The sequence below is a fragment of the Flavobacterium notoginsengisoli genome (assembly GCF_014207905.1).
In the GTDB taxonomy this organism is placed as follows: domain Bacteria; phylum Bacteroidota; class Bacteroidia; order Flavobacteriales; family Flavobacteriaceae; genus Flavobacterium; species Flavobacterium notoginsengisoli_A.
Genome location: NZ_JACHLB010000005.1, coordinates 316,700 through 329,808, shown reverse-complemented (window position 1 = coordinate 329,808; position 13,109 = coordinate 316,700). Strand labels below are relative to the sequence as shown.

At 33.1% G+C, this 13,109-nt stretch carries 14 protein-coding genes; 9 read left to right on the top strand and 5 right to left on the bottom strand.

Annotated features, from left to right (window positions below; genetic code table 11):
- Positions 1 to 31: 31 nt before the first annotated feature.
- Positions 32 to 2,167 (bottom strand): S9 family peptidase, encoded by a 2,136-nt coding sequence (locus HNP35_RS16590; protein ID WP_184164598.1) that lies wholly within the window; start codon positions 2,165 to 2,167, stop codon positions 32 to 34.
- A gap of 69 nt (positions 2,168 to 2,236) precedes the next feature.
- Between HNP35_RS16590 and HNP35_RS16585 the strand changes: the two genes are divergently transcribed.
- Together HNP35_RS16585 and HNP35_RS16580 are read left to right on the top strand one after the other, a co-directional pair.
- Positions 2,237 to 2,557: a YbaB/EbfC family nucleoid-associated protein gene (locus HNP35_RS16585; protein ID WP_091491161.1), complete on the top strand. Its 321-nt coding sequence runs from the start codon at positions 2,237 to 2,239 to the stop codon at positions 2,555 to 2,557.
- 10 nt (positions 2,558 to 2,567) lie between these two features.
- Positions 2,568 to 3,542 carry a hypothetical protein gene (locus HNP35_RS16580; RefSeq protein ID WP_184164595.1) on the top strand — a complete coding sequence of 325 codons (975 nt, stop codon included), beginning with the start codon at positions 2,568 to 2,570 and terminating at the stop codon, positions 3,540 to 3,542.
- Between the two features lie 52 nt (positions 3,543 to 3,594).
- Here the strand turns inward: HNP35_RS16580 and HNP35_RS16575 are convergent, their stop codons facing one another.
- Positions 3,595 to 4,614, bottom strand: a complete 1,020-nt coding sequence (locus tag HNP35_RS16575) for a threonine aldolase family protein (RefSeq protein WP_184164592.1) — start codon at positions 4,612 to 4,614, stop codon at positions 3,595 to 3,597.
- A 151-nt stretch (positions 4,615 to 4,765) separates the two neighbouring features.
- On the opposite strand from HNP35_RS16575, the gene prfB reads away from it, so the two are divergent.
- A protein-coding gene (gene prfB / locus HNP35_RS16570; RefSeq protein ID WP_184164589.1) for a peptide chain release factor 2 occupies positions 4,766 to 5,864 on the top strand; the annotation gives its coding sequence in 2 pieces (ribosomal slippage) (positions 4,766 to 4,828 and positions 4,830 to 5,864; 1,098 coding nt in all).
- A 73-nt stretch (positions 5,865 to 5,937) separates the two neighbouring features.
- Positions 5,938 to 6,381: a peptide-methionine (R)-S-oxide reductase MsrB gene (gene msrB, locus HNP35_RS16565; protein WP_184164587.1), complete on the top strand. Its 444-nt coding sequence runs from the start codon at positions 5,938 to 5,940 to the stop codon at positions 6,379 to 6,381.
- Between the two features lie 250 nt (positions 6,382 to 6,631).
- On the opposite strand, the gene HNP35_RS16560 is transcribed toward msrB, so the two are convergent.
- The 3 genes from HNP35_RS16560 to HNP35_RS16550 all read right to left on the bottom strand — a co-directional run bounded on the left by HNP35_RS16560 (position 6,632) and on the right by HNP35_RS16550 (position 8,064).
- A complete protein-coding gene (locus tag HNP35_RS16560) occupies positions 6,632 to 6,943 on the bottom strand; it encodes a DUF3817 domain-containing protein (protein WP_184164585.1) in 312 nt (103 codons plus the stop codon).
- Positions 6,944 to 6,945: 2 nt separating this feature from the next.
- Positions 6,946 to 7,404: a hypothetical protein gene (locus tag HNP35_RS16555; protein WP_184164582.1), complete on the bottom strand. Its 459-nt coding sequence runs from the start codon at positions 7,402 to 7,404 to the stop codon at positions 6,946 to 6,948.
- Between the two features lie 69 nt (positions 7,405 to 7,473).
- The gene (locus HNP35_RS16550) at positions 7,474 to 8,064 is read right to left on the bottom strand and encodes a TetR/AcrR family transcriptional regulator (protein ID WP_184164579.1); all 591 of its coding nucleotides are present in this window, start codon (positions 8,062 to 8,064) and stop codon (positions 7,474 to 7,476) included.
- A 337-nt stretch (positions 8,065 to 8,401) separates the two neighbouring features.
- Between HNP35_RS16550 and HNP35_RS16545 the strand changes: the two genes are divergently transcribed.
- From HNP35_RS16545 to hemN, 5 genes are all read left to right on the top strand, one after another.
- Positions 8,402 to 10,030 (top strand): acyl-CoA carboxylase subunit beta, encoded by a 1,629-nt coding sequence (locus HNP35_RS16545; protein WP_184164577.1) that lies wholly within the window; start codon positions 8,402 to 8,404, stop codon positions 10,028 to 10,030.
- Between the two features lie 122 nt (positions 10,031 to 10,152).
- On the top strand, positions 10,153 to 10,575 hold the full coding sequence (locus HNP35_RS16540; RefSeq protein WP_184164574.1) for a DoxX family protein: 423 nt from the start codon (positions 10,153 to 10,155) through the stop codon (positions 10,573 to 10,575).
- A 108-nt stretch (positions 10,576 to 10,683) separates the two neighbouring features.
- Positions 10,684 to 11,031, top strand: coding sequence for a hypothetical protein (locus HNP35_RS16535; protein ID WP_184164571.1), 348 nt, complete (start codon positions 10,684 to 10,686; stop codon positions 11,029 to 11,031).
- A 98-nt stretch (positions 11,032 to 11,129) separates the two neighbouring features.
- Positions 11,130 to 11,606, top strand: coding sequence for a hypothetical protein (locus HNP35_RS16530; RefSeq protein WP_184164568.1), 477 nt, complete (start codon positions 11,130 to 11,132; stop codon positions 11,604 to 11,606).
- Positions 11,607 to 11,726: 120 nt separating this feature from the next.
- Positions 11,727 to 13,091, top strand: coding sequence for an oxygen-independent coproporphyrinogen III oxidase (gene hemN, locus HNP35_RS16525; protein ID WP_184164565.1), 1,365 nt, complete (start codon positions 11,727 to 11,729; stop codon positions 13,089 to 13,091).
- Positions 13,092 to 13,109: the final 18 nt, after the last annotated feature.

Sequence of the window (13,109 nt, the reverse complement as noted above, 5' to 3'; positions counted from 1 at the left end):
ATAGGTTGCAAATTTAACAAAAAAAATCTAATTAGCTTTTAATTTTTTCTAAATCTAATAAAAAACTAAATTCTTTTGCTAAGTCTTTCAAAGCTTCAAAACGTCCTGAAGCCCCGCCATGACCTGCATCCATATTAGTATCTAAAAACAAAAGATTATCATTTGTTTTTAAGTCTCTTAATTTTGCAACCCATTTTGCTGGCTCCCAATACTGTACCTGCGAATCATGCAATCCAGTAGACACATACATGTTAGGATATTCCTGCGCTTTTACATTATCGTAAGGTGAATACGATAACATATAATCGTAATATTTTTTGTTGTTTGGGTTCCCCCATTCGTCATACTCTCCAGTTGTAAGCGGAATACTGTCATCCAGCATTGTGGTAATTACGTCTACAAAAGGCACCTGAGCGATAACGCCATTATATAATTTTGGAGCTTCATTAACAATTACTCCCATTAAAAGTCCGCCAGCAGATCCTCCTTCAGCATAAAGATGTTCAGGAGAAGTATACTTTTGGTCTATTACAAATTTAGAGCAATCGATGAAATCTGTAAAGGTATTTTTCTTTTTTAACAGTTTTCCATCTTCATACCATTGTCTTCCTAAATCCTCACCTCCTCTGATATGCGCAATAGCATAAACAAATCCGCGGTCAAGAAGTGATAATCTAGTTGAAGAAAAATAGGTATCCATTGTTATTCCGTACGAACCATAAGCATAAAGCAATAGCGGATTTTTACCATTTTTCTCCAATCCTTTTCTGTAAATCATCGAAATCGGAACTTTAACTCCATCTCTTGCAGTTGCCCAAACTCGCTCTTCTACATAATTATCTTTATCAAATTTCCCTCCTAAAACCTGTTGTTCTTTTAAGATTTCTTTGGTTTTAGTTTTCATATTAAAATCAATTACAGAAGATGGCGTTGCCAAAGATTGATAACTGTAACGTAAAATATCGGTATCAAAATCAACATTTGTTGTTGTGTAGGCATTGTATGTCTCACTGCCAAAAGGAAGATAATAATCTTCTTCACCATTCCAAGGCATAATTCGAATATGATTCAAACCATTCGAACGCTCTTCTACAACTAAATAATTTTTAAAAATTTCAATATCTTCCAACAAAACATCTTCTCTGTGCGGAATAAGATCTACCCAGTTTTTCTTTCCTGTTTTGTTTTCTGGCGTTTTCATTAATTTGAAATTTGTCGCCTTATCTTTATTTGTTAAGATATAAAATGAATCTTCGTAATGAGAAATACTGTATTCTAGTCCACGTACACGTGGTTGAAAAACAACAAATTCTCCGTCTGGATCATTAGAATTTAAAATTCTGTATTCGGTAGTCAAAGTACTTCCTGAGCCAATAACAATATATTTTTTTGACTTTTCCTTGCTAATCGACACATTAAAAGTATCATCTATTTCATCATAAACCAAAACATCTTTTTCAGAAGCTGTATTTAATTTATGTCTAAAAACTTTATCTGCTCTTAATGTTGTTTCGTCTTGTCTAACATAAAAAATAGTATTGTTATCATTAGCCCAAACTGAAGCTCCTGTAACATTTTCTACTTTATCTGCCAAAATTTCACCAGTTTCTAAATTTTTAATTTGAATGGTATAAATTCGTCTTCCAACAATATCTACTCCAAAACTGGCAAATTTATTATCAGGACTAATGCTCAAACCTCCCAATTTGAAATAAGCATGTCCTTTTGCCATTTCATTACAATTAAAAAGAATTTCTTCTTGGGCAGCAAGGCTTCCTTTTTTTCTTGCAAAAATGGGATAATCTTGCCCCGTTTCGAAACGAGTAATATAAAAATATCCATTATAAAAATACGGAACTGAAGAATCGTCTTCTTTAATTCTTCCTTTCATTTCTTCAAAGAGATTGTCTTTTAAATCTTTTGTATGAGAAGTCATATTCTCATAATAAGCATTCTCTTGATTCAGATAATCAATCACTTCCGAATTTTCTCTATCATTCAACCAAAAGTAGTTGTCAACTCTGGATTCTTTATGTTTTTTTAATGTTTTTGGAATTATTTTAGCCTTTGGAGCCGATATATCATTTTGCATTGATTGAGCATTAATTTTTAAATATGAAGTCGCAAAAATAGCATAAAGCCAACAGAACAAAATTAATTTTTTCATAAAATATTCTATTGAATTAATACAGCAATATACTAATTTTGTCTGAAATAATTTAAAAAATCAACAAAAATGGATTTAATGGGAATGATGGGCAAACTTAAAGAAACCCAACAAAAAATTGAAGATACTAAAAAGCGTTTAGATACTGTTTTAATTGACGAACAAAGCGCTGACGGATTATTAAAAGTTACTATCACCGCTAGCAGAAAAATAAAATCGATTTCTATTGACGATTCTCTAATGGAAGATAAAGAACAATTGGAAGATTATTTGATTGTAACTCTTAATAAAGCAATCGAAAAAGCAACAAATGTAAACGAAAGAGAATTAGACGCAGTAGCCAGAATGGATATGCCATCTATTCCTGGAATGGATAATTTGTTTAAATAAGCTGCAAATTATGAAATTAGCCTTCAAAACTCTTGCGATTATCTTTACCAGCTTACTTTTATTTTCGTGCTCTAACGATTCTTCAGAACCAACAGATGATTCTGTTAAAGATGATTATGATTTTTTAGCTGTCACTTTTGCTGGAAAAATAAACAAAATTGGAAATAATAGTGGAAAAATCACGCCTTATGCTGAGTTTGAAGGCCTAACTTCAAATACTATAAATCTGAATGCTGTTACTTCTAATAGTGATAAGATTTTTTTAGTTGAATATTATTCGCCTTCAACAAAACTTTTTGTTTTTGATAAAAAGACAAAAAAGACAATTTCAAAGTCAATTGTTTTGCCAAATGAAGCAGTTGGCTCTTATCCTTCTATTTCTTCTTTAATATGGAACGATTCGAAGAAGGCACTTTACGGAACAATTATTTCTAATACTTATATTTCACCCGTAAACAATGTTTCTTATTTTATAAAAATAGATCCTGAAACCTTTGAAATCTCTTATTTAGGCCTAAGTTTTGATCAAACTGCTTCTACTTCTATATTCTTAAACGGAAACAAACTGTATAGTTCTTATTCTAATCAAGGGACTTACGAAATAGACATAGACAATAATAAAGCACAAAAAGTATTATTTAATAATGCTGCATTTTCTTTTTCAAAGCCTTCTGTTATTTCAACTAACACTGCTTATTGCATAACAAATAAAACGGGTTCCATCGGCAATACAATTGCTAAAATCAATCTATCAAACTATACTTATGAAGATTTATTGCCTAACGATCAATTAGGCTACGCTTATCTAAATGGGCAGGGATATATTGACAAAAATAGCAATGAATATGTATGCTGCGTTCAAAAAGGAACTGAAGAATTTGTCCTTTTAAAGTTTAATATTTCAACCAAAGCATACAAATATTTTGCTCTGAAATCAAACACTTTGATTGATAGCAATTTTATTATTGTAGACCAAGTAAACTAAAAAAAGGCAGGATTTTAATCCTGCCTTTTTTTAGTTTTATAATGTTTAAAATCTAAAATTTCGAAAGTGTTTCTAACACATAAGTATGCATCACTTCTTTATAATCTAAATGTGTTACAATACGAAGTTTATTATGTCCCAAAGAACTTATTAATATGTTTTTCTGTTTTAACTTTTCAATTAATAATTGATCGCTATAACCTTCGGCAAGCGAAAAAATCAAAATATTAGTTTCTACAGGCTCTATTGAAGCAATCCATTGTTTTGTACTTAGAATTTTTGCAATTTCTTTTGCTCTGCGATGATCTTCAGCCAATCTTTCAATATTATGAGCCAACGCATACAATCCAGCAGCAGCAAGATACCCTACCTGACGCATTCCCCCACCTAATATCTTTCTGATTCTCAACGCTCTACGAATATCATCTTTACTTCCAAGCAATACAGAACCAATTGGAGCTCCAAGACCTTTAGACAAACAAACCGAAATAGTATCGAAAATAGCTCCAAATTCTTTCGGATTCTGTCTTTTGGCCACTAATGCATTCCAAATTCTGGCACCGTCTAAGTGAAACTTTAGATTATTGGCGTCGCAAACTTTTTTTATTTCTCTTAAATCGTCTAATTCATAACAAGCTCCGCCACCTTTATTGGTTGTATTTTCAACACAAACCAAACTTGTTAACGGACTATGATAAAACTCTGGATCGTTTATCGCTGCAGCAACTTGAGAAGCCGTTATCATACCACGATTTCCATCTAACAAACAGCAAGAAACACCGCTATTAAAAGAAACCCCTCCTCCTTCATAATGATAAACATGTGCATATTTATCAGCAATTAACTGTTCTCCTGGCTGAGTATGCAGCTTGATTGCAGTTTGATTTGCCATAGTTCCAGACGGAAAAAATAGACCAGCCTCCATGCCAAAAAATTCAGCCGTTCTGTTTTCCAATTCAATCACCGTTGGGTCCTGTTTGTATACATCGTCGCCAACGTGGGCGTTAAACATATACTGCAGCATTTCATAAGTAGGCTTTGTTATGGTATCGCTGATTAAATTTATTTCCATATTCTAAAAACTATATCTTATTTTTGTATGCAAAATTACGTATTACTTATAGTTATTCTCAGCAAGTTTTAGTAAAATTTAACTCGTTGGTTTCTCTAGACCAAATTAACGTAATAATTCTAAAAAACATATAAAACCTATTAATTAATTTATGACAACAGCCGAACAAGTAAAAGGTATTGTGGAGCGCCTTGGTGCGTTGAGGAGGTATCTTTGACGTTGATGCCAAACTAATCGAAATCGCAAACGAAGAAGAAAAAACTTTTGCACCAGATTTTTGGAACAACCCAAAAGATGCCGAAAACATTGTAAAAAATCTTCGAAACAAGAAAAAATGGATTGAAGATTATGATAAAGCTGTATCTCTTACAGAAGAATTACAGTTAGCTTATGATTTTTATAAAGAAGGAGAACTTTCTGTTGATGAACTAGATGAACAATACAATATTGCTCAATCTCATATAGAAAATATCGAATTCAAAAACATGCTTTCTGATGAAGGTGATAGCTTAAGTGCTGTAGTTCAGATTACAGCCGGAGCTGGTGGAACAGAAAGCTGCGACTGGGCAGGAATGCTGATGCGTATGTACATGATGTGGGGCGAAAGTTATGGTTACAAAATAAAAGAACTTAACTTTCAAGAAGGCGATGTTGCTGGAATTAAAACAGTAACTTTAGAGTTTGAAGGAGATTATTCTTTTGGATATTTAAAAGGAGAAAACGGTGTTCACCGTCTGGTAAGAATCTCTCCTTTTGATAGTAACGCCAAACGTCATACTTCATTCGTTTCTGTTTATGTATATCCATTGGTTGATGACAGTATCGAAATTGATATTAATCCTGCTGATATTGAAATTACCACTTCTCGTTCGAGTGGTGCGGGAGGACAAAATGTAAATAAAGTAGAAACTAAAGTGCAATTGGTACACAAACCAACCGGAATTCAGATTCAATGTTCTGAAACACGTTCTCAACAAGACAACAGACAGCGTGCCATGCAGATGCTACGTTCTCAATTGTACGAAATTGAGTTAAAGAAACAACAAGCACAACGCGCTGATATTGAAGCTGGAAAAATGAAAATTGAATGGGGTTCGCAGATTCGTAATTACGTTATGCAACCTTATAAATTAGTAAAAGACGTTCGTACAGGTTACGAAACCAGCGATGTAGATGGCGTAATGAATGGAAATATCGATCCTTTCTTGAAAGCCTATCTAATGATGATGGGACAGAAAGAGGAAGAGTAAGTTTTCAGTCGCGGTCTCAGTTTTCAGTTACAACAACTTGAAACTTTAAACCTGAAACAAAAAAACAAAAGTTATGATAAAATGGGCAGATGTAATTCATTTTACAAATAAGGGAAATCCGGCTCCTGAAAAGAGAGTCGAAAAAACGGAGGAAGAATGGAAACAGATCCTGACTCCTGAAGAATTTCAAGTAACACGTTTAAAGGGTACAGAAAGGTCTTTCAGCTCAGAAATGTGCAGTTTATTTGATCCGGGAATTTATGAGTGTAAATGCTGCGGAACAGTTCTTTTTGATGCGAGTGAAAAATTCGAATCAGGAACAGGCTGGCCTTCTTTTACACAACCTATAAAAGAAAATGCTATCGCTTATCATGCTGACAGATCTTACGGAATGGTTCGTGTAGAAGTGGTATGCAATGTATGCGATGCACATTTAGGACACATTTTCCCAGACGGACCTCCGCCAAGTGGTTTACGTTATTGTATCAATGCTGTTTCTCTTTCCAAAGTGAAATAAGTATCATAAAAAAGCAGAAGTAAAACTTCTGCTTTTTTATTCTATAAAGCTTCACATTCAAAACCAATAACTTTCATTAAGAAAATTACCTTTTCGACTATATTATCGTTACACTCAAACCTCAAAATATTATCACAGTCTTCGAGATCAAAATTCCACTTTGTATTTGGAAACAACCTGTTCAGTTTTGGTGTTACTTTCTTTACTTTAGAAATGCTGTCAATATTTGTTTTAAATACAAAAACCATAACTACTCATTTGTGATTTTACTCAAAATTCTAGAATCGATATAAAAAGTCCCAAACGGAATAACACAGGCCAAAAGCACTTTCCATGTTGTAGTTGTGAATTTCCAGTTCTGCTCTACTCCAACACTTATTGTATTAAAAATAAAAAGTAAGAATAAAGCACCGTGAATCGTTCCAACAGGTCTTGTCAGAAATGGCATTTCAAAAATATATTTCATTGGCATCGCTATAAAAAGTAAAATCAAAAGTGATGTTCCTTCTAAGAATCCAATAATTCGTAATCTTCCGATGTTTGTCTGCAATAAGTTTTTCATAATTATCTAAAATAAGGACGAATGGCAAGAGGTGAAAATGGCCACGGAATGGCAATAAAAATGATGAATAGCGCGATCAAAAACCAAACAAACATAGTTTTGAATTTTTCTGCATCAGTTTTTCTTCTTTTTGCTAAAGCCGAACCAATTGTTATTATGATAATAGCTATTAACATCAAAGCAATATGAATGATTCCGAAAAAGGAAGCATCTAAGTTTTGAAATCCATCTTTATAATTTCTCCAAAAATATTTTACAATCGGACTCTGCACATACACTAATATTCCAAAGAGAAGCTGAATATGAGCAATAGTTGCCGTCCAGTGCCGTAATAAATTCGCTGTTTTAGTAAATGGAAGTTTTTGCGAATAACCTTTGTAAGCTATGTAAATAGAACATAACAAGCTTACCAATACGAGCCATCTTATATAGGAATGGCCTTCTAAAAGAGTTTGATACATTGTTTTTTGATTTAGACAATGCAAATATATTCAAAAACATACCAATTAGTATGTTTTTGAAAAATAATTTTATTTCAAACTATCTAAATACCCCCTAAACTCCTTTAAATAAACTAAATAAGCAGAATTATCATTTTGTAATTTTCCGAAATTTCGTACTCCCCAATAGCCTGACAAAATGAATAATGCTACTTGTTCGCCAACGACTTCTTTACGAATTAAACCAGATTCTTTACCTTTTTCAATTGAATTTATAATAGTTTCTTTCCACAAATTCACTAATTCTGTCAAAGCTTCACTGAATTTATTATTCCAAGGCGTCATTTCCTGTGTAAGATTTCCAACAGGGCAGCCATACTTTATCTGTAAAAAAGGATCTTCTAAAAGCAAATACGAAATCATATTATAAAAGTCCTCAATTGGGTTTTGAGAAGCTTCAGTTGGTTTTATAAAATGTTCCTGCATGGTCGGTTTCAAAATTTCTTCAATAATAGCAACTCCCATTTCGTCTTTGGTCTTAAAATGGTAATAAAAAGCTCCTTTGGTGACTTGAGTAGTAGCAATTATTTCATCTATACTGGTGGTCTGATACCCTTTAGTATAAATCAATTCAAATGCCTTTTGTAAAATAGTTAGACGGGTGTTTGCTGCTTTTGACATAAAAAATACTGATTAGTATGAAAAAGCAAATTTAAAGAAAAATAATTGGTGTAATTAATTTAAACACATAGTTCTCTATGTGCTAAACTTTGAAAAAGTTGTGCACATAGAGAACTATGTGCTAAACTTTGAAAAAGTTGTGCAACCGTTTACACAAAGCTATGTTTTAGAAACTAGTTTCTTTCTAATTCTTTTTCTAATTTATTATCGTCTATGTTTCTATGTGTTTAAATAAAAATAGAATATTACAAACTTCTCTTAATTCATAAAGCGATCACTTTATTTCAATTGATTTTGTAAATTAGCCAACACTATTTTGTAAAATCAATACTATATCATGGATTTAAACTTCAATAAAAACGAAGATCACAATAAACTGCTCCTTTCTGAATTAAAACAAAAATTTGCCAAAGTTAAATTAGGCGGAGGCGAAAAACGTATCGAAAAACTACATGCCGAAGGCAAAATGACCGCTCGCGAAAGAATCGCTTATTTATTGGATGAAAATTCTAAAAGTATTGAAATCGGCGGTTTTGCAGGTGAAGGAATGTATCCGGAACACGGAGGATGTCCGTCTGGAGGTGTTGTGGTTAAAATAGGATATATTAAAGGTAAACAATGTATTGTTGTAGCAAATGATGCTACTGTAAAAGCCGGGGCATGGTTTCCAATTACAGGAAAGAAAAACCTTCGCGCGCAGGAAATCGCAATCGAAAATAGACTTCCTATTATTTATCTTGTAGATAGCGCAGGAGTTTATCTGCCAATGCAGGATGAAATTTTTCCGGATAAAGAGCACTTCGGGCGAATCTTTAGAAACAACGCTCAAATGAGCAGTATGGGAATTACCCAAATTGCTGCCGTTATGGGAAGCTGCGTCGCAGGAGGAGCTTATCTACCAATTATGAGCGATGAAGCTTTAATCGTGGATAAAACCGGAAGTATTTTCCTTGCCGGAAGTTATTTGGTAAAAGCGGCAATTGGCGAAACCATTGACAACGAAACTTTAGGCGGAGCAACAACGCATTGTGAAATTTCAGGAGTTACTGATTATAAAGCAAAAGATGATAAAGACGCTTTAGATAAAATCAAAAATATAGTAGATAAAATTGGTGATTTTGAAAAAGCAGGCTACAGCAGAATCAAAGCCGAAAAACCAGCTTTAGAACCAAATGAAATTTACGGAATCTTACCAAAAGCAAGAACTGAACAATACGATATGATGGAAATCATTAAACGTTTGGTTGATAATTCAGAATTTGAAGCTTACAAGGGCGGTTACGGACAATCGCTAATTACTGGCTATGCACGAATAGATGGTTGGGCAGTTGGAATTATTGCCAATCAAAGAAAAGTGGTAAAAACCAAAAAAGGTGAAATGCAGTTTGGTGGTGTAATCTATTCTGACAGCGCCGACAAAGCAACCCGTTTTATTGCCAATTGTAATCAGAAAAAAATTCCGTTGGTGTTTTTACAAGATGTTACCGGATTTATGGTTGGCTCAAAATCAGAACATGGCGGTATTATTAAAGACGGTGCGAAAATGGTAAATGCAGTAAGTAATTCTGTTGTTCCTAAATTTACTGTTATTGTTGGAAATTCTTATGGTGCTGGAAATTATGCCATGTGTGGTAAAGCATACGATCCAAGATTGATTTTTGCTTGGCCAAGTGCAGAATTAGCAGTTATGGGCGGTACTCAGGCTGCAAAAGTTTTAGCCCAAATTGAAGCTTCTTCGCTTAAAGCGAAAGGAGAAGTAGTCGATGAAGAAAAAGAAACCGAACTTTTCAATAAAATAAAAGAACGTTACGACGAACAGACTTCTCCTTATTATGCTGCATCAAGATTATGGACCGACGCTATTATTGATCCATTAGATACCCGAACCTGGATCTCAATGGGAATCGAAGCTGCAAACCATGCTCCTATTCAAAAACCATTTAATTTGGGCGTTATTCAAGTTTAGATTTTCAAGAATTGGCAGCAATACGTTAAATAAAAAACAAAAAACTCATTTTCCAGCTGTAAAAAATACATATATATTTAAAAATCAGTAACTTTATATATAATTTTTAATCACACAACATCATGGAAAATGTAAAAAGTTTGAATAAATGGGCGAACTCGCACACTTATTTACCGGTGGATCTAGTACGTATTGTTTTGGGTGGATTTTTATTTATGAAAGGTGTCTCGTTTGTCACCAATATTCAGTACCTGCATGATTTAATTTCCCCTATTGATAAATTTGGAGGAGGAATGTTTATGCTGCATTACATTGCTCCTGCCCATATGATTGGTGGTATAATGATTATTTTTGGACTATTAACCCGTTGGGCAATTGCTGCTCAACTTCCTATTTTATTTGGTGCTGTTCTCGTAAACTTTATGGGAAAAATGCATTCTGAAAGTTTAGTTTTAGCATTAATCGTTTTATTTATCTGCGTATTCTTCTTGTTTTACGGAAGTGGCAAACATTCTGCAGATTACTACTTTAAAATGCAACAATAACCATATAAATCCTCAGTTTTTTAATAGAAAAAACTGAGGATTATTTTTGTTTGTTAATTAATTCTATAAAATTTCATTAATTGTGTTTTATGACTTAAATTCGCCGACATGAATTGGATTCGTAAAACCGTTATATTTATTGCACTTTTGATTGCAGGTTTGTTTGCTTATCACGCAGACACGGCTTCTGTGCATATAACTGAAACACAAAAAACGGATTCTAATTTCTGTAAAGAGACTGGAGATTCATCTGCATTTATTCAGCCGCAAGGCAGTTATCAATTTGCGGCAAACATCAAAACTGCCTCATCTGGGATATTAAAATGTTTAGATTCTTTCTTACCTCTTATCCCACAGCATCAAACCGTTACATATACTTCAACATATACTAAACTATTTACTACTCAAAGTAAAAAGGTTCTAGTCATACTCTATGCTTTTCATTTTTTCTGGTAAATAAAACTTGATTCAATCGAAGATTTATTCTTCAAACTATAGCCACTTTCTAACTGAAAGCTGGTTTGTATCAATTTATTTATTTCATTGAAAACATTATGGAAACTACAACAACCATTATGGGTATTGTGATTCTAATTATTGTCGCAATCCCAGTATATTTTTCTGCTCGTTCAAGTGCAGCCAGTAAATCAAGAATCCTAAACATTAAGAAAAGGTTCAACCCTTCTAATCCTGAAAGTTTTGATTTAACGGAATCAATCAACAACAAAACATTAACTCTGGATCAGAAAAACAATAAATTCATTTTAATGAATTTCAACCCAAACCAACAGGAATCAATTTATGTTGATTTAAACACTGTAGATTCTTGTAAATTAATTCCAACGACAGACGCACATTCGAATACCATAATTAAAATTGATTTCGAATTCTTAGACAAAGAAACATCTAAAAAGATTATAATTCCATTCTATGATTTTGATGATGACCGCATCAAACAAATAAGCGTTTATCAAGATCATCAGTTTGCGAAAAAATGGCATAAAATCATCCAAGATTCTATTTCACGTTAGTTATTTAATTCAGCTAAAGAGGTTCAAATTTGAGCCTCTTTTTTTTGTCTTTTATATGATATTTGTCATTTTATCTCGGTCATCGAAGTTTTAATTTTGAGGTAAACTAAATCCGTCATTATGAAAATCTCCTTGACACAAAAGTACAATGTCCCAGGCCCAAGATATACTAGCTACCCGACAGTTCCGTATTGGAATGAAGCTGATTTCACAACTGAAAAATGGATTACTTCTTTGCAAAAATCATTTTCAGAAAGCAATTCAAAAAACGGAATTAGTTTATACATTCATCTGCCATTCTGCGAAAGCATGTGTACTTTCTGCGGATGTAACAAAAGAATTACCAAAAACCATTCTGTCGAAGAAACTTATATTAAAGCGCTTTTAAAAGAGTGGTATTTGTATTGTAAAATACTTCCTGAAAAACCTGTTATTAAAGAAATCCATTTAGGAGGCGGAACACCAACATTCTTTTCAAAAGAAAATCTGGAATTACTAATCAATGGAATTTTCAGCTATGCAGTAAAAGCAGAAAATCATGAATTCAGTTTTGAAGGTCACCCAAATAACACAACACATGAACAGTTAAAAAAACTGTATGAATTAGGCTTTCGCCGAGTGAGTTTTGGTGTTCAGGATTATTCTCCTACCGTTCAAAAAGCTATTAATAGAATCCAACCTTTTCACAATGTTGCTAAAGTAACTTTTTGGGCAAAAGAAATTGGTTATACTTCTATTGGACACGATATAATTTTTGGACTTCCTTTTCAAACCATTGAAGATGTAATTGATACGGTTGAAAAAACAAATTCTCTAAAACCAGACCGATTGGCATTTTACAGTTATGCTCACGTTCCTTGGATAAAAGGAAACGGACAACGTGGTTTTAATGATGAAAACCTGCCAAAAGATGCTGAAAAAAGAGAGCTTTATGAAACTGGAAAAAAACTGCTTGCCCAAAATGGTTATCATGAAATTGGAATGGATCATTTTGCTTTAGAAACCGATAGTCTATACAAAGCAGCTCACAATGAAAATTTACACCGCAACTTTATGGGATACAGTGCTTCTAAAACACAAGTCATGATAGGTTTAGGTGTTTCTTCCATTAGTGACAGCTGGTATAGCTTTGCTCAAAACACTAAAAATCTGGAAGATTATTATCAATTGTTAGAATGGGATAAATTACCTGTTGTAAAAGGTCATATTTTAAACGATGAAGATCTTATAATTAGAAAGCATATTTTAAATCTAACTTGTGAATTAGAAACTTCCTGGACAAAAGAATCTTTAAATTTCACAGAACTTCCCGAAGTTTTAATTGCTTTACAAGAAATAGAAAATGATGGTTTAATTATCATTGAAGAAAATTCAATTAAAATTACAGAAGAAGGAAGGCCATTTGTACGTAACATCTGCATGGCTTTCGATTTACATCTAAAAAGAAAGTCACCGGAAACCAACTTGTTTTCGATGACTGTATAAAATTAAAGTAAGATGTAT